We start from the raw sequence: 21,338 nt of genomic DNA on the forward strand, positions 1-21,338 counted from the left end.
CCACTATTATACGTGCAGACACCCTAGGAATGCCATTCATGCGTTTGATTAACATTCTACTCATTGCCTTTTTGGTCGCTATCAGCGGTTGTTCCAGCAATGACGAGAAGCCCCGCGAAGATCTTTCTGAACAGCAGATTTATAGCCGCGCTAAGGAACAATTAAAAAACTCTAACTACAGTGCCGCCGTTTCCAGCCTGCAGTTGTTAGAATCACGTTACCCGTTCGGCCCCTATGCTGAACAGGCGCAGTTAGAATTGATCTATGCCCATTATAAGGCCTATGAGACTGAGGCCGCGGTAGAGGCTGCATCGCGTTTTATTCGCCTGCACCCCAGTCACCCCAATGTCGATTATGCCTATTACATGAAGGGCTTATCTAATTTTGATGCCGGCAAAAGTATCTTCGACCGTTTTACCAGCACCGACAAAACCAAGCGAGACCCTGGTGCTGCGCGTCAGTCATTCAGTGATTTCTCGGTGTTGTTAGCACGCTATCCCAGCAGCGAATATGCGCCAGATGCCCGTGCCCGAATGATTTATTTGCGCAACTTGCTGGCCCGCTACGAGGTGAACGTCGCCAACTACTACTTCCAGCGACAGGCCTTTCTTGCCGCCGCCAATCGCGGCCGTTACGTGGTTGAAAACTTCCAGCAGACACCGGCGGTAGCCGATGCCTTGGCGGTTATGACTCAGGCCTATATGTTGCTCGAGATGGATCAGTTGGCCGAAGACAGCTTTAAAGTATTGACAGAAAATTATCCCGACTCGCCGTATATTGATAAAAATGGCGAGTTTGTAGCGCTTTATACCAAGAAGGGCGCCAAGCCAACGTGGATATCCTATATGACCTTCGGTATGTTTGGTCGCGATGAGCCGAAAGAGTTTGATAGCCGCCCGAAGAACGGTTAAGAAAAATCGGTTATGATAGAAAGGCGCCCTGTGCGCCTTTTTTTGTGGTTGCGTGATATTGCGAGAATGGAGGCGGTATGAATCGGATAATCAGCGTTCTATTGGTTGCTTGGTTAGTCAGTGCCTGCCACCCGCAGGTCAGTGAGGAGCAGCGTCAACAGTGGTATCAGCGCTGTGGCCAGCAGTTGTATCCCGCTAACACCGACAAGACTCAGTTGGCGCGACTCGATCAACGTTTCAGTGTGTTGATTTGGAACCTGCAAAAAGCGCAACAACCAGCACTGCTGCCTGAACTCAAGGCGTTGTCGGCGGACAAAGATTTATTGCTGTTGCAGGAGGCCACGCTGTCGCCACCGTTAATCGAAAAAATCGAGCGAGAGCATCAGTTATATTTCGCACCCGGTTATCAAACCGCAGGGCAGGATACCGGCGTCTTAACCGCCTCGAGGGTTGAACCTATTGGCCGCTGCAATTTATCCAGTATGGAGCCACTGTTACGCACACCTAAGGCGACGGCGTTAAGTCTGTATGCCATCGCCGGCAGTGAACAGAAATTGTTGGTGATTAATATTCACGGGGTAAACTTCAGCATTGGCATCGAAGCGTTAAAGGCACAGATCCAACAGAGTATCGATTGGGTGTCTGAGCATCGCGGGCCGATTATATTTGCCGGCGACTTTAACACTTGGAGTGATGAGCGCCAGGCCTTGGTCGATGGCTATGCCGAGCAGTTAGGTCTGCGTCCACTGTCGTTTGAGCAGGATTTTCGTACCACCGTATTTGATCTGGCGTTGGATCATATCTACGTTCGGGGCTTGACCGTTGTTGCCACCAGCACGGTTGCCACCACCACCTCCGATCATAACCCGCTGATGGCGACGCTGTTATTTGATCCGCAGCAGCAGAGGCAGTTGGCGGATAAAAAGGGGGTGAGATGAGACTCATCGTATTATTGCTTGGCCTGTTAATGGGGGGGCGGGTATTGGCCGAGACAGCCGAGCCCTACCAGCAAGAGGTGGAACAATTGGTTGCCGTGCTGGCACAGTCGGGCTGTGAGTTTGAGCGTAACGGCAGTCGGCACAGCGCAGCGGATGCGGCGGATCATATGCGGCTGAAGCTTCGCCGAGGCGGCAAATATGTCAGCTCGGCTGAGACGTTTATCGAGCGCTTGGCGACCAAGAGTTCATGGACTGGCAAGGCGTATATTATCGATTGCCCTGACGATGAGCCGATGGCCTCGGCCGATTGGTTACGGCAACGTTTGACAGAGATGAGAGCAACCAAAAACGCCGCTCAATAGCGGCGTTTTTGTTGCTGACGTGATGGGCTATGAGCCCGTTTTCATTGTTATTGTTGTATACAATTTATGACGCGTTGATGAAAAAGTGGTGTTTTTGCCCGGGGCAGCTTTCTAAATAGCCGAACCTAGACTTTACTTGGTATAACGATTTAAAGCAGGGGTAAAAGCAATGGACAAGCCAGAGATGGTGACTGAACAGGTTTGGCAGCAACATCAGGAGTGGATGGAGGTGATGCACCAGGGTTCTTTTACCAAAGACTTCACCGTCGATAAAGAAAGCCTGAAAAAAGAATATGATCATCTAAAGCAACAGTTACAAAAACGGCCGCATTAGCGGCCGTTATTCTTTGTCTTTTGGTACTACTCAGTACAATTAAACTGGTAGTAAAGGTAGTAGTGTTTACTGTCGGGAATAGGTTGTGAGCGCTCGCTCACTTTCTGCCAGCCTGTTGGGCACTGTTCGCTCATTTCACGGTATAGCTCTTCGATGGCCACAGACGGGTCACTGACGCTGTAGCGTTGCTTGATCTCATGGCTGGGGACTGCTGGCGCAGGGGCGGCGGTTGTCGCTGAGGCGACGGTGGCACCGGGTTCTGCGGCATTATTGCCGTAGGTCTTCTTATTGTTGGGAAACCAGCCATTCTCATCATTCCATATCTTAACGGAATCATTGGCCTGGTCTTTCTCCTGATAGAGTTTGTTGAGGTCGCCGTATTCGGCCACGTCGACATCGAATTCTTTCGTCTCTTCGGCGCTGATGAGGTTTGCGCTGAGTAAACTGCAGGCTAATACGCTTAAACACAGCCCTGTGCGATATTTTTTCATAAAAAACCTTATTAACAATATTATTCAATACAGCGTTTGTATTAATAAGACGCTACCCCGCGACAAATATCAAGCGCGGGGTAGGTACTGGGTGGTATAACTTAGAACTTAAAGATATAACCGGCACGGAAAGCGGTGTTAGCACCGTCATCTTTGCCTAAGACTTTCTCATCGGAGATCGCCTGAGCAACAAAGACATAAGCCGTGTTGGCTGGATCGATATTGTAATCAGCGCCTAGGCCATAGTTAGTGATCTTAACGTCACTGGCACCGCTGACAAGTTCGTGCGTACCCTGTGACATCTGTGCCTTAAGCACTAGTTTATCCAGAGTGAAGCCAACGCTACCTAGGTATGAGCTCTGTTTCTTAACAGCGCCGAGCGTTCCACAGAGGTTGCTGCCAGCATTACAGCCAACGCCACCATCTTTCTGGTTTTCTTCAGCCTGCTGCATCATGGCGCCAAGGGCGATCATGCCAATGTTCCACTTAGCTGCGAGGCGGATGGTATCGGCGTTGTTGATATTGTTGTTATAAGCAAGGGCTACGTGTAGCGTCTTGTCCATATCGTAGGCAACAGAACCAGAGAAGCTATCGATGGCGCCGCTGTCGTCATCATCACCCTTGGCACCGGAATCTTCACCGGGCTGGACCTGAATCATCGCAGAGAAACCGCCCATTTCTGGCGTGGCATAAACGAGGTTGTTGTTTAAACGATCATCACCGATGAAGGTTGAATCGTAGTCACCGTAGTCGTTATCATCGAACAGATCGACAGAGCCAGCAGGGCTGTATTGAATCTTCTTCAGCGCTGAATCGTAACGACCGGCTAAGAAGGTACCCCAGTTGCCTTGGGCACCGAGGAAAATATTACGCTGGTTGAAAGTGTCACCATCATTGTTATCCGCAGTCACGCCGAATTCCATGGTGTAAATCATCTTTAGGCTGTCGGATAGGTCATGACCACCCTTAACACCTAAACGGCTGGCGTGTGATTCAAGCTCATAGTTATCACGTACCGTATAGCCAACCGCGTTATCCTCGGTATTGAAACCGTAGGACATATTGAATTTACCGTAGACCGAAACTTCGTCGGCTAAAACAGCCTGAAGCGGCAGCACGGCGCCAAGAGCAGAAATGGTTCCTGCAGCTAGAATTTTTTTCATCATGTGATTTCTCTCTTTTAATCTCAAGTCCATATGTGCAACATTATTTTTATGCCCTGGGGAGAAAAAGCGTCATTCCATTCGCCACCGACTACTAGCAAGGTTGAGACAGAGTGTTAAGATTTGCTGATTTTGCTAGCAAAATCACCCTCCTATAAATCTTAAAAACTACCTCGCAGATTAATGTAGACTATTTTTTAAGTAATATCACCAGATAAGTCGATAATTAGTCGATGTTTTTTGATTATTTTGCGGCATGTACTAGTGTCGAGGCATTTTTATATGTGTTTTCTACGTAAATCAGATGTTTTTACTAACGAAATACCTCTGGCTAAGTAATTGTTATTGTTGTTGATGGCAGAAATCAATATTTATCGATAAAACAGTTGGGTATAACAAACCATAAAAAAATGATTTTATTATTGGGTGGCTATTTTTTATTAAAAATAGAGCTGATAAGGGCTTTTTTTACATATTGATGTTTAAAACATATCCATAAAAGGCTTGATAGAGGCGATGATAACGATAAAAATCATAATTGAAAAAGTGATCATGCGGTTGGGGATTCGCTTTAATCGAGCCCACACAGTGTCATGCTGATTGCTGTCTTTAGCCTGCTGAAACTGTGCTCGAATACGCTGTTGCCTTTCATGCTGATATTGGTCGATCAGTGATCTTGCACGTTGAAATTGATCGGCGTCATTAACCCATAACCCTGGTAAGGACAGACCAAAGCTGCCGCCCGAAGTTTGGTAGTAATCTATTTGATGGCTGTCGAGTAACTCGATTAAGTCATCGATTTCATCGGCGGGGGCATTGCGTAGGTTGATCAAAAGTTCGGCCATGAGGTTCTCTTCATAAAAGGTGTTGGCAACAATCGACGGGGCATAGGTATTAATACTTATATTTTTGCCAGTTTGACTCGCGTACTTTGAGCCGCTCGACGCCAGGCCCCATTGTTATCTTCATCCGGCGTTGTATTTTACTGTACCGGCGAGTATTTCGCCGCTGCCGATTGGCTGTTAAGCGATAATATCTGCTGTATTTGAGGTTTGCTATGATTTCACCCGCTTTATTGCGAGCGCTGGGTGCATATATACTCTGGGGAGTTTTCCCACTCTATTTTATCCTGGTTGCTGATGTTGCGCCGTTTGAGGTGCTTGCGCACCGTGTGGTATGGGCCATGGTATTGTTGTTGGCGGTGATGGCAGCCATGGGTAAGTTGGCTGAGCTGTGGGCAGTGCTCTGTCAGCGTCAAGAAATGCTGTGGCTGTCGATAGCGGCGGTGATGCTGTCGATCAACTGGGGAACTTATATTTATGCCATTAGCAGCAGCCAAACCTTGGAGGCCAGCCTGGGGTATTTCATCAACCCCTTGGTGAATATAGTCTTGGCCATGTTGTTCCTGTCGGAGCGGGTCAATAGAATGCAGGCCCTTGCTATAGGTCTTGCCGCTGTAGGTATTGTGATTCAGTTAGTTTTCATTGGCACGTTGCCACTTATTTCGCTGTCCCTGGCGTTTAGCTGGGGGATTTATGGGCTGATTAAGAAGAAAATATCATCACCGGCCCTGACCTCGTTAACCGCTGAGACAGTGGTTATGTTGCCGCTGGCACTGGTATATTTGTGGTATTTATACCAACGCGGTGATCTAAGTTTTTTGCTGCAGCCACAGTATGACTATATTTTGCCATTGTCGGGCTTGGTAACAGCACTGCCTCTGTTTTTGTTTGGCGCGGCGGCGAAACAGCTGACTTTTATCAGCTTGAGTTTTTTACAATACATCACGCCGACGATGGTCTTTTTGATTGCGGTGCTGTATTTCGGTGAGGCGTTGACTGTGGAGAAGATGGCGACGTTTAGTTTGATTTGGTTGAGCTTGGCCATCTTCACCTACGATGGTATCCGCGGTTATCGCCGCAGCCGCCGGGTGATCACCGCTGATTAGCGTTACTGCGCATAAACCTCGGCCATCAGTAAACCTTGTTCTTGCCAGAGCTTAACGGTTAAGCCGCGGGCGGGAATAACCATAGGTGAGCTGTCGACTCTTAGCTTTAGCGCTTGGAATACCGCCTCATCATAGGCAACTTGGTACAGTGTTGTTTTATGGTCAGCTTGCCCTTGTTGGTAGCGAATTTGTGCAGCAGTAATGCCCTGTATCGAGCAGTAACGGGCCCCTAAAAGCTGTTTTTGTGACGATATTTTGCCGCTGCTAATCGGTGAGAATGCCAGCTGTGAGAAATACTGTCGTATGTCTTGGATGGAATCAGTCTGCACCTCCAGCGGTTTCATCGAGATATGATTGTTGGCAACTTCTAAGGCGATCATGCTGGCCAGCTGTTCACTGCTGACGGGGTTGTTGGGCAGCGTATTAAACAGGTAAATAAGCGGGAATAGCAGCAGTGTCGCAACAACGGCGGCATAGCGTTGCCATGTCCATGGAGAATAGTTGCTGCCCTGTAGCCGAGACAATTGCTCACTGCTGAGCTGTTGTTTTTCGACCAAGGTCTTGACCTGGTGTTTGATATTAGTGGCCACGTTGGCTGCCTCCTATCGCCGACAGCGATACGACTTTGCTGCTATTGAGCTTTTGCTTGATTCTGAAAATCTGCGACAACACCGTGCCAATGGGACGTTCAAGCTGTTGGCTGATTTGCTTGTTGGTCAAGCCATCTATCGCCCACAAATGCAGTAACTCTCGCTCACTGGGGTTTAGTTGTTGCCATATTTTCTCTAGCGTCTGCCGGTTGATGACGGTTTGCTCTAGTTGCTGTTCGGCGCAGAGCTGCTCATTGACTGAACACAGTGGCTCGCTTGGATAATTCAGGTTGTGCCGGTACTGGTCGATGAACTGATTGCGTATCATTTTTTTTAAGTAACTAGATTTTTTCAGTGTCAGTGGCTTTTTTAGTAGAAAACGTTCGACCGCAGATTGTAGCAAGTCGTAGGCCTGGTCTGGGTCGGCGGTCAAACTATAGGCATATTGATACAGCGAGTTAAGTTCATCCTGATTAAATCCCATGAGTCTCTTCCTGATACTCTGCCAGCGTAAAGCTGGTTATCCATTGCCGTTCGATAGCCAGGCTCAGCCATTGGATGTCGAGTGGACAACCCATCGATGCTTCGAAGCTATCTAACAAAAAACCGAGGCTGCATCCCTGTCGCAACTGTTCTATAAAAGCATACAGCGGCTGCGAAAGCCAATCGAGTTGATGAAAGACAGTGAGGCGAGAAATAATCAGCCACTGCGGGTGCTTGTCGGGGGTTAAATCGAGGCCAATGGTTTTATGCTGGTTGAGAAAGTCGGCAAGCTTGGCGGTAACCTGATAGAGGCCGATATGTTGACCGATGTGCCATCGTAGAGCCAGCTGCTGCTCTTCGCTCAATGCTGTGAGTTGCTGCTGGTCGATGGCGGCGGGGTTGTGATGGTAATAGTTGGCCTGTAGTTGAGCCTCTATCGCGGCTAAGACCAGCATCTCGGTATCACCGCTTCGGTGTACTTGTAGCCAGGAGGTAAAAGCCAGAGGGTAGCGGTTGAGGTCCCAGTGCTGGCTGGGGTTTCGGCAATAGGCGGAGCATGCATCGCTGAAGATCTGATCGCCACACCATATCCGTGTTAGCGGATAGGCATTAAAAATACTGTCGATTAACGCCTGTTGGTTGCACTCTCGATAAAGCGCTGTGCTGCCGCTGCGCAGCGCTGGAGGCTTGTTCGCGCTGTCGACCAGGGTGGCGGTGAATTGCTCGGAGGGGCTTAGGCTGTGCATTTCACCTCCGCAGTCGCCCGGCCGGTGGCCATGGCCTGCTGGCTTAAGCAACGATCTCTCTCGGCGAGTAATTCAGTCAGTGGGGGAAGTTTATTATCCCACTCGATCAGCGTCGGCACCTGCTGATATTGTAGCGATTGATAAACCTCTCTGTAGAGCTGCCAGACGGGTTCAGAAACAGGCTGACTATGGCTGTCGAGTAAGAATTGTTGCCGTTGCTCGTAGCCCGCCAAGTGTAGTTCTTTGATGCGCGCTAGGGGCAGTTGGTTGAAGACCTCGAGGGCATCGGTGTGATGATTGTGTTGGTTAACATATGCATTATTAACATCGAACAGTAAAAAACAGTCTGCCCGCTGACAGAGCTCGGTCATAAACTCACCCTCTGTCATCTCGTTATCTTGGTAATCGATATAGCGGGAGACATTTTCAAGCAATATCTGTCGCCCGAGAATATCCTGAATCTGTTTTACCCTGTCTACATAATGGCTTAGCTCTTTGCGGTTGAAGGGCGAGGGTAGCAGGTTGTGAAAATAGCGACCCTGGCCGCGACAGAAACTGATGTGGTCAGAAATTTGCTGTGGCTGTAACTCCTCTGCCAGCTGTTTTAGCTTAGCCAGATACGTTTTGTTAAGCGGCGTTTTACCGCCAACATCCATGCTGACACAGTGAAAACTCAGTGGGTAATGCTCTGCTAAGGGCTTGAGAATGGCGCGGTTAAAGCCGCCGTCACAGAGGTGGTTGTCTACCAACAGCTCCAGCCAATCAATGGTGGGCAGAGAGGATAGAATGTCGGCGGCGTGGCTGGGCCTAAGCCCAACCCCGACGCCAGTCAGCGCTGACGACATTATTATTTCGCCGGTTTGAGGGCAGCGACACGGCCGCCGGTGATTTTGTCGCAGGTGCCAGAGGGCACGTAGACCCATTCATTGGCAAGATTGTCGGCCTTGGCTTGACCGGCACAGCCGTGGCTGCCATCCAATGCACCGCAGTCGTTGGCACCGGCCTTGGCGATACCGGCACATTTTTCCCACTGCTGGGGTTGATCGGGAACGGCGAGGGCGCCGAGGCTGGTGGTGGTTAATACTGCGCCGATGGCGCTGGAGATAAATAGTTTTTTGTTCATTGTTCAATCCGTCGTCGAAGTGGTCACCACCTCATGCGATGACCTTATAGCTATAGACGAATGGACAATGACTTTTATTGCACAAAAAATATTATTATTTTAGGCGAACATCTTCAGCAGCTCTTCAACGCTGACTCCCTCAGCATTGGCAAGGTCTTTGGGCAGTTTAAAATGGCCGCTGGCACTGACGTTGACGCTGCCGTCGGCAGCCAGAACCTTGCCCTGTGAGAAACCGATGGTATTGGTGAGTTTTAACGTCTCAGCCTCGGTGAACAGCCAGTCGCCCTCTTTGCTGGCGGCCATATAATCGAGGTTGATGTTGATTGTCGGCATGCCGGTGTATAGGCCGGCGCTATGACAGACAGCGGCGCAGAGAGCGATGTCCATCAAACTCATATAGACGGCGCCATGACAAATGCCCATGGGGTTGCAGTGATGCTTCTTGAGTCGCAGCGCCAGTGACATACCGCTGTCGGTAATCTTCATATAAAGCGGAGCCAAGGCGTCGTTGAAGCTACCGTCAAGGGTAAAGGGGTGATAGCCTTCTGGGCATTCATGGTTGTTATCGTGGACCAGTGTTGCTGCTTCGTTCATTTTTATTATCCGTCTATTACGCTAAATCGTTAGGATAATAATGGTATTTTTTGTAGTCACTCGACAAGTGATGATCGTGGTTCAGGGGGCAGTTGTGGTGCTTAACTGCCCCTTTAAGGTTATTTGACCAGTTGATAACAAGGGTGATATTCAGTTCCGGGTAGTTTCATCCGCTGCTGCTCGACAAATGACTGCAGCAGCTTATCCATGGGCTCCATAATGGCAGTATCGCCTTGCAGCTTAAACGGGCCGTGTTGTTCTATGGCCCGAATGCCTTGATCTTTAACATTGCCAGCGACAATACCAGAGAATGCTCGTCGTAGATCGGCGGCCAATTTGTGGGCGGGTTGATCCTTGTTCAGTTTCAACTCAGCCATGTTTTGGTGATCGGGCTCGAACGGTTGCTGAAAGTCGTGGTCAATGCGCAGCAGCCAGTTAAAGTTATAGGCATCAGCCTCACGTTTTCTAAAGGCGCGGACATCGTTGATGCCCTGACGCATAGTAGCGGCAACCTGTTGTTGATCGTCGATGATGATTTGATAGCGATGCTGGGCTTTTTCACCCAGGGTGATACCAATAAAGTCATCAATTTGCTGGAAGTATTCTCGGGCGCTTTCTGGGCCGGTAAATACCAGCGGAAAGGGAATGGGCTCGTTGGCTGGGTCGAGCAGAATACCGAGTAAGTAAAGTATCTCCTCGGCAGTCCCCGCGCCTCCGGGGAAGACGATAAAACCGTGACCTACACGGACAAAGGCCTCCAGTCTTTTTTCGATATCGGGTAGAATGACCAGCTCGTTAACAATGGGGTTGGGTGATTCGGCAGCGATAATACCCGGCTCGGTTAGACCGATATAACGTCCGTCGGTGTGACGCTGCTTTGCGTGGCTAATAGTGGCGCCTTTCATGGGGCCCTTCATCGCACCCGGACCGCAACCGGTACAGATGTCCAGGCCTCTGAGCCCGAGTTCATAGCCGACCTTCTTGGTGTAATTATACTCCTCACGGCGAATCGAGTGACCGCCCCAGCAGACCACAACGTTGGGTTCAATATTGGGCCGTATTAGCTTGGCGTTACGCAGGATTTTGAATACCGCATCGGTGGCTTGTTCCGAGTTAGCGCAGGGGAAGGACTGCTTCTCGTGGCCGTATAAAATATCCCGCATAACGGAGAACAATAGCTCGGCGATACCGTTTATCATCACGCCGTCAACAAAAGCTTCTGCCGGTGCGCCCATGACTTCCAGTTTGATGCCTCGCTCTTGAACAAGCAGTTGGATGTCAAAATCCTTGTATTGTTCTAGCAGCGCCTTGCCGTCATCGGAATAGTTACCTGAGGCAAGCACAGCCAGGGCGCAGCTGCGAAACAGTTGGTAAAGATTACCCTGATTGTTTTTTAATAATTTATTAATTTCACCGCGGGAGAGTGCGTCGAGGTGACCGACAGGGGATATTCTAGAATCTACGACTTTGTTATTCATCGTCAATCCTCCTATAGAAATTAGTTATTAGAAACATTGTTTTAATAAGTGTAGTTGAGAATGATGACGTCTTGAGGAAAAAGATGATATCTCGCCGGCGGCAGCGGCGAAGGGGGGAGGTGTCGCGCCGTTCTTATTGATCGACGCTCTGTTGCTGCAGGGCAACATGGGTGTTTTCCTGGTAGACGCTGAAGTCTTCACCGCTGCGAATGAGGTGATCATAGATCAGTGAAAAGGCCACGACGTTTTTCACATAGTTTCGGGTTTCGCGATAAGGCACGGTTTCGGTCCAAACATCATTGGGCAGGTTGGGGCGTTGTTTTAGCCACTTGCTGACGCGATATGGGCCGGCATTATAGGCGGCGGTGGCGTAGACGATATTATCATCGAAGCGATCTTTAAGTTGAGCCAGATAGTGGGTACCAAGGGCGATATTGGTATCGGGGTTGGTTAAATCCTTAGCGTTTTTATAGGGGATTTTATTTTTTCTGGCGACTTGTTTCGCTGTTGCTGGCATGAGTTGCATGAGGCCAACAGCGCCGGCCGATGATTGTGCGGCGGTGTTGAACAAGCTTTCCTGACGAGCGATGGAGAAGGCCCAGCTGGGATTTATTTTCTGTTGCTTGGCGTTTTTTAAAATAGGCTGACGGTAGGCCAGTGGCGCTCGTAAGCCCAGGTTGTCATGTTGTTTGTGGTGACTGGCTTGCAGAATGGCAAGATTGCCCCAGCCCTGGTCGATGGCGTAGGCGCCGAGTGCCGACTGCGATGCCACGGTGGCATTGTTTTGTAGTTTGTTCCACTCGAGGCGGGCGTACTGCATGTAATTCAGCGCGATCAGTTCTTCGATTCGCTGCAGCTGCAGATTGTTTCCGACGGTGACCTTGTTTTGTTTCAGCAGGCTGTAAGGCTGGTGCTCGAAGCTGATTGGCTGACCGGTGCGCTGTGCGGCTAAGAAACCGTAGTAATGGCGCTGACTGCTGAGCTGTTGGAAGTGAGCGGCGACCAGCTCTGGTTCGATGCCAAGCTCTTCCTGGCTGCGAGCTTGCCAGTATAGCCAGCGGTTTTGCTGTTGCACTGGCGCGGGCAGTTTGGCAATAAATTGATTCAGTCCCTGCCAGTCGAGGTTGGCCAAATAGAGCTGCAAGAAGTGCTCGCTTAACCGGGGTGACTGCTCTGCCTGCTCAATGGCTACTTTAGCGGCGAAGGCATTCGTCTTATCGCTGCGCAGCAACCGGTTGGCAATATGCAATTCGATACTGGCGATTTGTTGTTGGTTGAGCAGTTGCTCGGCAGTGCTAAAGGATTGCCAGTAACGCAGCGCCTGGGCGGGGTCCTGATAGGCACCACGTTGACTGGCGACGGTGATTAAATCGGCAGCCACCTCGGGGAATTGTGTGGCGGTAACTTGAAACGAAAAGCGTGTCGGTTGGCGATAGGCATCGAGTAGTGCCTGGCTGTAATGTTGGTATTGCCCCTTAGATTTCTTATGCAGGTATTGGGTAAGGCTTAAGTTATTAGCCTTGGCCGCGAGCACCTGGCGCTGCCATAACAGTGCGTCAGTGAGCTGACCGTCGGCTATCCACTGCTTGAACAACGGGTCGCAGGCGGCGGGTTGGGACTGGCCAACCAGCCACATTCTTTCTGCCCCGGCATAGGCTTTTTGTTGGTTACCCTGTTGCAGCAGCGCGTTGTAGTAATAGCAACGCAGGGTGGTGTCTCGCGGTTCGGCCTTGGCGGTGCGTAGGTATTCCTGCCAGCGTTGATGTTTGCCAAGATACTGTAGGCGTCGATTAACCAGAGCGCTGGTGTATTGTAGACTGGGGTACTGGCGACTAAAGGCGGTAATATCGTGAATCGTGGTGGTGGCAGTATTTTCACGCAGCTCAAAATAGTCGAGATAGGGGTAGAGCGGGTAATTTTTCAACTGTGCTTTTAATTGTTGATACTGCTGAGGGTTGTTGCCATCAATTAGTTTAACCGCACGGCGAAAGTCCTGACGTTGTTGGCTGCGTTCGGCATGACTGGCAAACGAGGCGGTGGCATTATCGGCATGACTGGCGTTAAGCGTCAATGCCAGAAATGGCAGGGTACAGCAGGCAATAGATTTTCGATAAAATTGATGTAAAGACATACCACTCTCTAATACATAATTAGTCAGTTAACCGGCAGCTGTGTGATCAGTTTCATAATCATCAACAGATTAGACTTATCGTTAGAGTACAGTATCGTTCGGCGGTTGCCAGCTTATCGAAATGTTTTGGGCAATAAATGCTAAAACTGCTGGGGTTGTTGGTGTTTTGGGTAAAACTGACTCACAAAATGGTTACCATTATGAGGGGAGCTAGTTTTTGGTAACTAAGTGAGTAGCGGGGGTGGGCGAACAGAGGGGGCAACAACCCCCGCGCAGAGCACGGGGGTTGAACATTTTAGCCGCGAGCTGTGGCGGTGGTCATGCCGGCAGTCTCGAGTTGGTCAGCGCGAGCTTCTAGCTCATCCATCGTGGCAGACTTAATTAATCTGCCGTCAAGATAGAAGTCAACACGATTATCAACTCTGATGCCGGTAACGGTTTGCTCATTACCATCGGCGTCAATAAAGTCGATAGACATGGTGTTGTTGTCGCCACCTTTCAGCGTCGCGCTGCTCAGCGGGACGTCAGTCATCGAGCTGTCTAAGCTATCGTCAACCTTCATCCAGGCCTCTACCGGGGTGTCGACAACGGCGGGTGACTTTTTGGTGATAGGGTTGGTACCGGTCCAGAATTCGATGCTGTTAATAATCAGTAAATCAATGGCACCGACGACACCATAGACAGGAGAGAGGAGTAGATAGAAACCCGCTCGACCCCAGCGGTTGTCGATCAGTTTAAGGTTTACACCGATAGCTTGTTGTGAGAGACCCATCTGACCCATACAGCCGGTCATGGTTGTCGTTACGCCACCAATTGCCGTGGCTAAGATTAACGCTTGGGCGACTTTATTCATCTTCATAAGAACATCCTATTTCTAATTGTTGACTAACGCATGTGACTCGTTGGGAAAAGTTTTACACAGTAACAACTTAACCGAGTGTCTTTGATTAAAATGCAGCATTGTGGATATGTCAATTTAAAGTTGTCAGTCAGCGACTTAGCGGCGGTATGGCAATCGGGGAAGAAGAGGAGTACAAAGGGCTTAAGAAAGCGGGTATGGAAGAATTTACCATCTGTGCTATCGGCAGCAGATGGTAAATTCCAGCGCCAAAGGAATTACTTAATATTATATTCTTTCGCAGTGGCATCCAGGGCGCGGTGCAGGCGTTGCACCAGTTGGTCAATTTCGTCTTTGCTGCTGACCATCGGTGGCGCAGTGACCATGGCATCGCCAACGGCGCGAACCATTAGGCCATTGTTAATGGCTTGGTCGCGACAGAACACCGCGGCGGCCGAATCATCGGCGATTTTTTCGCGACTATTCTTATTCTTGACCAGCTCGATAGCAGCGACCATGCCGGTGCCACGGACTTCGCCGACAATAGGATGATCGCTGAGGCTGCGTAACTGTTGCTGTAAATAGGGGGCAATAGTCTGCGCTGTATTCTCGACGATGTTTTGTTCCTGCATAATTGAGAGTGTGGCGAGGCCGGCGGCACAGCTGGCTGGGTGGCCAGAATAGGTGAGTCCGTGACCGAATTCACCGTCGTTCGTTTTTAGTACATTGGCGACCTTGTCGCCGACCATGACGCCACCGAGAGGTTGGAAACCATTGGTCACCGCCTTGGCAAAGGTGATTAAGTCGGGTTGGTAATTGTAGGTCTCGCAACCAAACCAATTGCCGGTTCGACCAAAGCCGCAGATAACCTCGTCGCTGATCAACAAAATATCACGCTCGTTACAGATGCGCTGAATTTCAGGCCAATAGCTATCGGGGGGGATGATAACGCCACCGGCGCCCTGAATAGGTTCGGCAATAAAGGCGGCGACATTCTCTTCGCCGAGCTCGTCGATCTTGGCCTCTAACTGGCGGGCAACTTGCAGGCCAAATTCATTTTTGTCACTGTCGCCGCCCTCGGCAAACCAGTGAGGTTGGTCGATGTGATGGACATAGTCGATGCCACGATATTGTTTGTGCATAAACTCCATGCCACCGAGACTTGCCGCCGCAATAGTGCTGCCATGGTAGCCGTTTTTACGACCGATGATCAGCTTCTTGTTCGGTTTTTCGAGCAGGTCATAGTAGCGGTGAACGAGGCGAATATTGGTGTCGTTGGCCTCGGAACCGGAGTTGGTAAAGAACACATTGTTGAAGCCATCGGGGGTGACTTCGACCAGAGCCTTGGCCATTTCTGCCGCCGGTTGGTTGGAACAGTTGAAGAAGTTGTTGTAATAGGGCAGCTGTTGCATCTGCTGATTAACGGCTTCAATGATTTTCGGTTGGCTGTAACCCAGATTACAACACCACAGACCCGACATGCCATCGAGAAACTGGTTGTCTTCGCTGTCATAGATGTAGATATGTTCGGCGCGGGAGAAAATACGACCACCGGTGGCACTGTACTGCTTGAAATCAGTAAAGGGGTGCAGGTGGTGATTGCGGTCGGCCTGCTGTAATTGCGCGGTAGTGTTTTTACTCATAATGTCTGCCTGAATTCTGGGTTGCCAGCGGGTTGGGCGAAGCTCATTTCATCATGGGCTAGTTTGGCATAGCCGTGACAGCGATGGTTTACCCCGATAGGGGTGTTTTATGGCAGGACCAGTTGTTAACCCTATCGGGGAGTGATTTTGTTTCTATGAATAGGCTAAGCTAGGCGAAAGCATAATAGATAATAGTAGGTCTTTCATGACAGCCAATAGCAGTGCAGTTTTAACCCAGTTCCTGGCCGATCACCCTGACATTGAAGTCTTTGAAGTGATTTTGATTGATGTGAGCGGTGGTTTGCGTGGCAAGTGGATACAGCGGGAAAATATTGCCAAGGTGTGTGAGGGCGGATTAAAGCTGCCATTAAGCACCCTGTTATTCGATGTCTGGGGACGGGATCCGGAGGCCTGTGTCTTCGACAGTGGCGATGAGGACGGTATTGCAGTACCTGAACTACGCTCTATCTCCGTTGTGTCATGGATGAAACGCCCGACGGCACAGTTGTTGATATCGTTGCTGGATACCGATAACACCCCTTGCAAATACGATCCACGCAATATTGTTAGCGGTTTGATGGCGCGTTTCAAACAGCAGGGTTTGACCCCGATGTTGGCCAGCGAGATGGAGTTTAATCTGTTTAAGCCTGAGCGTGATGGGCAGGGTGTTCCTCAGCACACACAGGGTAATGCCACCACGGTTGCGATGCAGGCCGGTCAGACTTATGGCATCGATGATATGCAGGAAATGGCTGAATTTATGCACGCTGTCCGTGATGTCTGTGCCGAGCAAAATCTGCCGATTGATACCCTAATTAAAGAAGCTGGCCCCTCACAGTATGAGATCAATTTGTACCATCAGGCGGATGCCTTACTGGCTGCCGACCAAGCGGTATTGTTGCAGCGTGCCATCAAAGGCGTGGCCAAAAAGCACGGTTATCGGGCCAGTTTTATGGCCAAGCCCTTTGGTGATCAGGCCGGCAATGGTATGCATGTTCACTGCAGCCTGCTCGATGATGACGGCAATAATGCCTTTGATGACGGCAGTGCAGAGGGTAATGAATTGCTGCAACATGCGGTCGCTGGTTGCCTGGCATTGATGGAAGAGTCGATGTTGTTATTCGCCCCTAATGTAAACTCCTATCGCCGTTTTCAGCGCGGTAGCCATGCACCGCTGGCGCCAACCTGGGGCTATGAAAATAGAACCTGTGCGGTGCGTATTCCGGCGGGCAGCACTAAGGCGATGCGTATTGAACACCGAGTAGGCGGCGCCGATGCCAACCCTTATCTGTCGATTGCTGCGATTCTTGCCGGCATGCTGTATGGCATTGAAAACAAGCTGGCCGCGCCAACAGCCATGGTGGGTAATGCCTATGACCAGCAGCCGCCGACACTGGCGCGCTACCTTCCTGATGCGATCGAATGCTTCCAACGTTCAACGGTACTACCGCAGTATTTCGGAGCAGTATTTCACCGCAACTTTACCGAGATCAAGCGGCAAGAACTGGCCGAATTTGACAAGCAAGTCACCTCATTAGAGTACGACAGTTATTTATAGTGTCCGCCACGGTTTCCGTCACTGTGACGGAACCTGCTTGGCCAGACTGTCACTTAACGACGAAATTTTGTCGACAGGATAACTGAGGTCATGGTGCGTTGAATGCCCTCAATTTGACTGATGGTATCGATATCGTTATCGATGCTGGCGGTGTTGTCGGCAGAAAGCGTCGCGGCATAATCGTATTCGCCGCTGATCGAGGCTAGCTCGACCACGGACTCAATCTTTCTCAGCTGTTCGGTGAGACGCTTGATCATCTTTTGATCGACGGCAATCAACACCAAGGTCTTAATTTTCTTTGCTTCAACGTCTTCTTTCAGTCTGACGGTATAGCCGTCGATGACCTGTCGCTCTAGCTGTTCCATATGTTGTTTAACGGTAATCCGGCTGAGACCAAGCTGTTTGGCAAGGTCGGTGACGCTGCGACGGCTATTAGAGGTCAGTGCTTTCAGTAACTGCTTGTTAATGGTCATTGTGGTTATCCAGCATTTAATTTGTATAATTAGCTATTCTATTTGTTAGTTATTAGATATCAATTTATGCATTATAGCCATACAAAACGACATTTACTGCCACTAAACTAGTGATTAATAATAAACAAATGCAGTGGATGGAGATAACAATGAATAGTCGGGTGAATCTTAGCGAGGCTGGGCAACTGGCACTTTGGCAGCAGCGACACGGAGAACACTACAGCCAGCCGTCTATAGAGATTGATCGGGCTATTTTACGCCGGCAAGCGAGACGTTTTTGCCGTGCCATGCCTCGGGTGGAACCTCATTTTGCCGTCAAGGCTAACCCGCACCCTGCGGTATTGGCGACGCTGGCTGAGGAGGGTGTTTTTTTTGAGATTGCCTCAAAAAAGGAATTGGACACACTGCTGGATATGGGCGCCGACAGCGAAAATATTTTTTACAGCAACCCGATCAAATCGGCGCAATATATTCAATATGCCGCGGCCAAAGGTGTGTGTTGGTTTGTTGTCGACAGCGTTGAAGAGGTTGAAAAAATTGCTGACCTGGTGCCGCAGGCAAAACTTTATTTACGATTACATACCAGCAACAAAGGTTCGCTTATTGAATTGTCGAGCAAGTTCGGTGCCTTCGATGAGGAGGCGGATGCAATCATCGAACGGGCCACGGCTCTTGGGGTTGATCTCTGTGGGGTGACGTTTCATGTAGGCTCTCAGTGCTGCAACAGTGATAATTGGCGAATCGGCATCGAGGCGGCAATACGGTGTTTCGAAAAAATGAAAAACGCCGGTTTAACCCCCGAGCTGCTCGATATTGGCGGCGGTTTCCCTGTGGCTTATGAAGCGCCTGTTGCTACGATTGAGGAGATCGCCACGGTCATCAATAAGGCGTTGCTAGGGGTAGATCAATCGGTTCGTATCATTGCAGAACCCGGCCGTTATTTAGTGGCAGAGGCAGGCCGCTTCTACTGCCAAGTGATCGGTAGTTGCCGTCGAGAGGGGCGGGATTGGTTGTATTTAGACAGCGGTTTTTACGGTGGTTTACTCGAATTAAAAGAGGGATTACATTACCCCATTACCAGCTTGTCAGAAGGTGAGCCAGTGCCCTGGGTTATCGCTGGGCCAACCTGTGACTCGGTTGATATTTGCAGTCAGTCCTATCCGCTGCCGGCGGGATTAAAAGCCGGTGATTTTATTATGCTGAATTATGTCGGCGCCTATAGCAATGCCTGTGCCTGTGAGTTTAATGGCTTCCCGTTGCCAGAGGTCGTCATGCTGTAGCGGCGTCTTCTGCCAGCGAGTTGGCTCAGCACTGGTTGGGCTTGGTTTCTTGTCAGAACAGTCTTGGGTTGTGGAAAATACTGATTGCGATAATATTAGGGTTTGCTAATATAGATGTCATGAAAGAGTTTGAGCAATTGCAAGACAATGCCCGCGAGGCAGCCAACCTGTTAAAGGTTTTATCGAACCCCAATCGTTTAATGACGATTTGTATGCTGCTTGAGAAAGAGCATTCGGTCGGTGAAATGAATCAGCAGTTACCGCTGTCTCAATCGGCACTGTCACAACATCTGGCTGTATTACGCGAACATGGCTTGGTGTCGACACGCAAGGAGTCGCAGGTGGTTTATTATCGCCTGGCCAAGCCTGAGGTGGCGAAGATTCTTGCTGTGTTGTACGAGATATACTGCCAGTAACAGGCGGCAAGGCTGAAAGGCCTTTTTTTACCTGTATAATATTAGTATTATCTAATTTAGTGTTACCTAATTTTGTTGTGTAACATCAAATAATTGTGAGGAGAGTGTCATGACGGTTGAGGTGATTAATAGCGAGCGTTTCGATCAGCTGCGTCAGCAAATGTTGTGCTTGGATATACGATCTGAGGCAGATCATCAGGCGCAATCTATTGCCGGTAGCTGTCTGGTACAGCCCGAGCAACTTGATCAGGTGTCGGCGCAACAGGTCTTGGTGTATTGCCAGGGAGGCATGCGTACCGGTATGCACGAGGCACAGTGGAACGCTATTGCCGACAAAGAGATATACATTTTAGAAGGGGGGCTTAACCGCTGGAATAGCGAGGGTAAGGAAACCGTTGGAGAGGCGAGTGGAACACTGCCATTACAGCGTCAAGTTTTCTTGTCGGCCGGCGTATTGCTGCTGCTTTTTTCGCTGTTAGTACTGGCAGTAAGTCCCGCATTTGCCTATGCCACGCTGTTTATTGGTGGCGGTTTAACCCTGGCTGGCGCCACCGGTTTTTGCGGCATGGCCAGAGTATTAGCCCTGGCACCGTGGAACAAATAATCGATTAACGAGCACAGAGGAAAGAACGATGAGCAAGTCTTATAAAGAAATTACCCGTAACATCAGCCGTGGTATGGGCGAGATGCAGAAATCGATGCCTGAGTTGATGGCCGGTTTCAGCCAGATGGCTAAAAGTGCAACAGCCGATGGCAGCCTGGATGAGAAAACCAAGGAGTTGATTGCCCTGGCCCTTGGTGTAGCCGCTCACTGCGATGGCTGTATTGGTTTCCATACCAAGGCGCTGGTGCGCTTGGGGGCGACAAAGCAGGAGGTTGAAGAGACTCTGGGGATGGCCGTGTACATGGGTGGTGGCCCATCGTTAATGTATGCCGCCGAGGCCATGCACGCCTACGACGAGTTTGCCACTCGTTGATTGGTGCTCTGTCAGCACCGCTGGCATGAGGTGCTGATGTGTTATAAATAACTGCTTAGGGTGTCGCCGCTCTTGTAGCCTTTGACACTCATTAACGAGTCGATAAACAGATAAAACAACTCGGACTGTGAGTTGATATCGAGTTTGGCGTAGCTCTTTTTACGGTGTAGTTTAACCGTCTCGGTAGAGATGCACAGTATCTCGGCTATCGATTTGGTCGAGTGGCCGTGCATTAGCATGTTGACCACCTGCTGCTCTCTGTCGGTTAATACCGTGCTGCCAAAATTATCGAGGGCGGTTTGTAATTGCTTAGGCAGTCGGTCGTCATCGGTGGCGCTGGTCGCTGGCTTGGTATTATTATAATGGCGTTGACACAGGGCCGAGATGGTTGGCTCTATCTCAGCCAGAAAGCTCAGCAGTGCCTTGTTGAATTTTGGGTAGCTGTCGGTACGGCCCACCGACAGGTTAATAAAACCGTCGTCTATCGGGATTAAATAACCGCATTCATCGTGCAGGCCGCTGTGGCGATACCAGGTTTTGTAATACTCGCTATTTTTGAAACCTTTGGGGGTGAGCTCTTTGAGAGCGAAAAAGCCACTCTTGTTATCTTTTGCTGCCGCCAAGTAGTATGGGTCTATTAAGAATACACCGCTGCGGAACATGTCGAGGTTGCTTTCACCCTCAGGCGACATAAAAAACTCTATTTGCGGCATCGCCGTGTCGCGGTAGATGATCAGCGTAATATCATTAGACTCAACCAGGGTGCGCAGTAATGTTGCTATGGCGGTGGGAAAACCCTGGCTGTTGCAGGTTTTGATGACGGTGCTCAGGGCGAGATTGTATTCAGCAAGCAAGGACATA

General features: G+C 49.9%; 25 protein-coding genes. 10 read left to right on the forward strand and 15 right to left on the reverse strand.

Going from position 1 to position 21,338, the window contains the following annotated elements; genetic code table 11:
- Positions 1 to 38 precede the first annotated feature (38 nt).
- The 4 genes from L9P87_RS12075 (at position 39) to L9P87_RS12090 (ending at position 2,545) form a co-directional block, all read left to right on the forward strand.
- Positions 39 to 911 carry an outer membrane protein assembly factor BamD gene (locus L9P87_RS12075; RefSeq protein WP_237445006.1) on the forward strand — a complete coding sequence of 291 codons (873 nt, stop codon included), beginning with the start codon at positions 39 to 41 and terminating at the stop codon, positions 909 to 911.
- Between the two features lie 77 nt (positions 912 to 988).
- Positions 989 to 1,849: an endonuclease/exonuclease/phosphatase family protein gene (locus tag L9P87_RS12080; protein ID WP_237445007.1), complete on the forward strand. Its 861-nt coding sequence runs from the start codon at positions 989 to 991 to the stop codon at positions 1,847 to 1,849.
- Positions 1,846 to 2,211 carry a DUF5329 family protein gene (locus tag L9P87_RS12085; protein WP_237445008.1) on the forward strand — a complete coding sequence of 122 codons (366 nt, stop codon included), beginning with the start codon at positions 1,846 to 1,848 and terminating at the stop codon, positions 2,209 to 2,211. Before L9P87_RS12080 ends, L9P87_RS12085 begins: the two co-directional genes overlap by 4 nt.
- Before the next feature lie 169 nt (positions 2,212 to 2,380).
- Positions 2,381 to 2,545 carry a hypothetical protein gene (locus L9P87_RS12090; protein ID WP_237445009.1) on the forward strand — a complete coding sequence of 55 codons (165 nt, stop codon included), beginning with the start codon at positions 2,381 to 2,383 and terminating at the stop codon, positions 2,543 to 2,545.
- Positions 2,546 to 2,571: 26 nt separating this feature from the next.
- Here the strand turns inward: L9P87_RS12090 and L9P87_RS12095 are convergent, their stop codons facing one another.
- The 3 genes from L9P87_RS12095 to L9P87_RS12105 form a co-directional block, all read right to left on the reverse strand.
- Positions 2,572 to 3,036: a hypothetical protein gene (locus L9P87_RS12095; RefSeq protein WP_237445010.1), complete on the reverse strand. Its 465-nt coding sequence runs from the start codon at positions 3,034 to 3,036 to the stop codon at positions 2,572 to 2,574.
- A 101-nt stretch (positions 3,037 to 3,137) separates the two neighbouring features.
- Positions 3,138 to 4,202, reverse strand: coding sequence for a porin (locus tag L9P87_RS12100; protein ID WP_237445011.1), 1,065 nt, complete (start codon positions 4,200 to 4,202; stop codon positions 3,138 to 3,140).
- A gap of 479 nt (positions 4,203 to 4,681) precedes the next feature.
- A complete protein-coding gene (locus tag L9P87_RS12105) occupies positions 4,682 to 5,044 on the reverse strand; it encodes a DUF6164 family protein (protein WP_237445012.1) in 363 nt (120 codons plus the stop codon).
- Between the two features lie 212 nt (positions 5,045 to 5,256).
- Between L9P87_RS12105 and rarD the strand changes: the two genes are divergently transcribed.
- Positions 5,257 to 6,147, forward strand: coding sequence for an EamA family transporter RarD (gene rarD, locus L9P87_RS12110; RefSeq protein WP_237445013.1), 891 nt, complete (start codon positions 5,257 to 5,259; stop codon positions 6,145 to 6,147).
- 2 nt (positions 6,148 to 6,149) lie between these two features.
- Here rarD and L9P87_RS12115 read toward each other — a convergent pair whose 3' ends face one another.
- The 10 genes from L9P87_RS12115 to L9P87_RS12160 all read right to left on the reverse strand — a co-directional run bounded on the left by L9P87_RS12115 (position 6,150) and on the right by L9P87_RS12160 (position 15,773).
- Positions 6,150 to 6,737 (reverse strand): hypothetical protein, encoded by a 588-nt coding sequence (locus L9P87_RS12115; RefSeq protein ID WP_237445014.1) that lies wholly within the window; start codon positions 6,735 to 6,737, stop codon positions 6,150 to 6,152.
- The gene (locus L9P87_RS12120) at positions 6,727 to 7,221 is read right to left on the reverse strand and encodes an RNA polymerase sigma factor (RefSeq protein ID WP_237445015.1); all 495 of its coding nucleotides are present in this window, start codon (positions 7,219 to 7,221) and stop codon (positions 6,727 to 6,729) included. Before L9P87_RS12120 ends, L9P87_RS12115 begins: the two co-directional genes overlap by 11 nt.
- Positions 7,211 to 7,966, reverse strand: coding sequence for an HvfC/BufC family peptide modification chaperone (locus L9P87_RS12125; protein WP_237445016.1), 756 nt, complete (start codon positions 7,964 to 7,966; stop codon positions 7,211 to 7,213). Before L9P87_RS12125 ends, L9P87_RS12120 begins: the two co-directional genes overlap by 11 nt.
- On the reverse strand, positions 7,954 to 8,811 hold the full coding sequence (gene bufB / locus L9P87_RS12130; RefSeq protein WP_237445017.1) for an MNIO family bufferin maturase: 858 nt from the start codon (positions 8,809 to 8,811) through the stop codon (positions 7,954 to 7,956). The genes L9P87_RS12125 and bufB overlap by 13 nt, the downstream gene beginning before the upstream one ends.
- Before the next feature lie 2 nt (positions 8,812 to 8,813).
- Complete coding sequence (locus L9P87_RS12135) at positions 8,814 to 9,089, reverse strand: BufA1 family periplasmic bufferin-type metallophore (RefSeq protein WP_237445018.1); 276 nt, start codon at positions 9,087 to 9,089, stop codon at positions 8,814 to 8,816.
- 99 nt (positions 9,090 to 9,188) lie between these two features.
- Positions 9,189 to 9,683: a PaaI family thioesterase gene (locus tag L9P87_RS12140; protein ID WP_237445019.1), complete on the reverse strand. Its 495-nt coding sequence runs from the start codon at positions 9,681 to 9,683 to the stop codon at positions 9,189 to 9,191.
- 119 nt (positions 9,684 to 9,802) lie between these two features.
- Positions 9,803 to 11,161: a nucleotide 5'-monophosphate nucleosidase PpnN gene (gene ppnN / locus L9P87_RS12145; RefSeq protein ID WP_237445020.1), complete on the reverse strand. Its 1,359-nt coding sequence runs from the start codon at positions 11,159 to 11,161 to the stop codon at positions 9,803 to 9,805.
- Positions 11,162 to 11,294: 133 nt separating this feature from the next.
- Positions 11,295 to 13,292 (reverse strand): transglycosylase SLT domain-containing protein, encoded by a 1,998-nt coding sequence (locus tag L9P87_RS12150; RefSeq protein ID WP_237445021.1) that lies wholly within the window; start codon positions 13,290 to 13,292, stop codon positions 11,295 to 11,297.
- Positions 13,293 to 13,587: 295 nt separating this feature from the next.
- Complete coding sequence (locus L9P87_RS12155; RefSeq protein WP_237445022.1) at positions 13,588 to 14,151, reverse strand: DUF3332 family protein; 564 nt, start codon at positions 14,149 to 14,151, stop codon at positions 13,588 to 13,590.
- A gap of 257 nt (positions 14,152 to 14,408) precedes the next feature.
- Complete coding sequence (locus L9P87_RS12160; protein ID WP_237445023.1) at positions 14,409 to 15,773, reverse strand: aspartate aminotransferase family protein; 1,365 nt, start codon at positions 15,771 to 15,773, stop codon at positions 14,409 to 14,411.
- Positions 15,774 to 15,978: 205 nt separating this feature from the next.
- On the opposite strand from L9P87_RS12160, the gene L9P87_RS12165 reads away from it, so the two are divergent.
- On the forward strand, positions 15,979 to 17,331 hold the full coding sequence (locus tag L9P87_RS12165) for a glutamine synthetase family protein (RefSeq protein ID WP_237445024.1): 1,353 nt from the start codon (positions 15,979 to 15,981) through the stop codon (positions 17,329 to 17,331).
- A gap of 53 nt (positions 17,332 to 17,384) precedes the next feature.
- On the opposite strand, the gene L9P87_RS12170 is transcribed toward L9P87_RS12165, so the two are convergent.
- Entirely contained in the window at positions 17,385 to 17,804 is a 420-nt protein-coding gene (locus tag L9P87_RS12170) for an Lrp/AsnC family transcriptional regulator (RefSeq protein WP_237445025.1), read from the reverse strand.
- 149 nt (positions 17,805 to 17,953) lie between these two features.
- Between L9P87_RS12170 and L9P87_RS12175 the strand changes: the two genes are divergently transcribed.
- The 4 genes from L9P87_RS12175 to L9P87_RS12190 all read left to right on the forward strand — a co-directional run bounded on the left by L9P87_RS12175 (position 17,954) and on the right by L9P87_RS12190 (position 20,477).
- Positions 17,954 to 19,084, forward strand: a complete 1,131-nt coding sequence (locus L9P87_RS12175; protein ID WP_237445026.1) for a type III PLP-dependent enzyme — start codon at positions 17,954 to 17,956, stop codon at positions 19,082 to 19,084.
- Positions 19,085 to 19,203: 119 nt separating this feature from the next.
- Positions 19,204 to 19,500 carry an ArsR/SmtB family transcription factor gene (locus L9P87_RS12180; RefSeq protein WP_237445027.1) on the forward strand — a complete coding sequence of 99 codons (297 nt, stop codon included), beginning with the start codon at positions 19,204 to 19,206 and terminating at the stop codon, positions 19,498 to 19,500.
- A 109-nt stretch (positions 19,501 to 19,609) separates the two neighbouring features.
- Entirely contained in the window at positions 19,610 to 20,104 is a 495-nt protein-coding gene (locus L9P87_RS12185; RefSeq protein ID WP_237445028.1) for a rhodanese family protein, read from the forward strand.
- 28 nt (positions 20,105 to 20,132) lie between these two features.
- Entirely contained in the window at positions 20,133 to 20,477 is a 345-nt protein-coding gene (locus tag L9P87_RS12190) for a carboxymuconolactone decarboxylase family protein (protein WP_237445029.1), read from the forward strand.
- Positions 20,478 to 20,518: 41 nt separating this feature from the next.
- Here L9P87_RS12190 and L9P87_RS12195 read toward each other — a convergent pair whose 3' ends face one another.
- A complete protein-coding gene (locus L9P87_RS12195) occupies positions 20,519 to 21,337 on the reverse strand; it encodes a helix-turn-helix transcriptional regulator (protein ID WP_237445030.1) in 819 nt (272 codons plus the stop codon).
- Position 21,338: the final 1 nt, after the last annotated feature.

Source organism: Sinobacterium norvegicum, assembly GCF_923077115.1.
Classification (GTDB): domain Bacteria; phylum Pseudomonadota; class Gammaproteobacteria; order Pseudomonadales; family Sinobacteriaceae; genus Sinobacterium; species Sinobacterium norvegicum.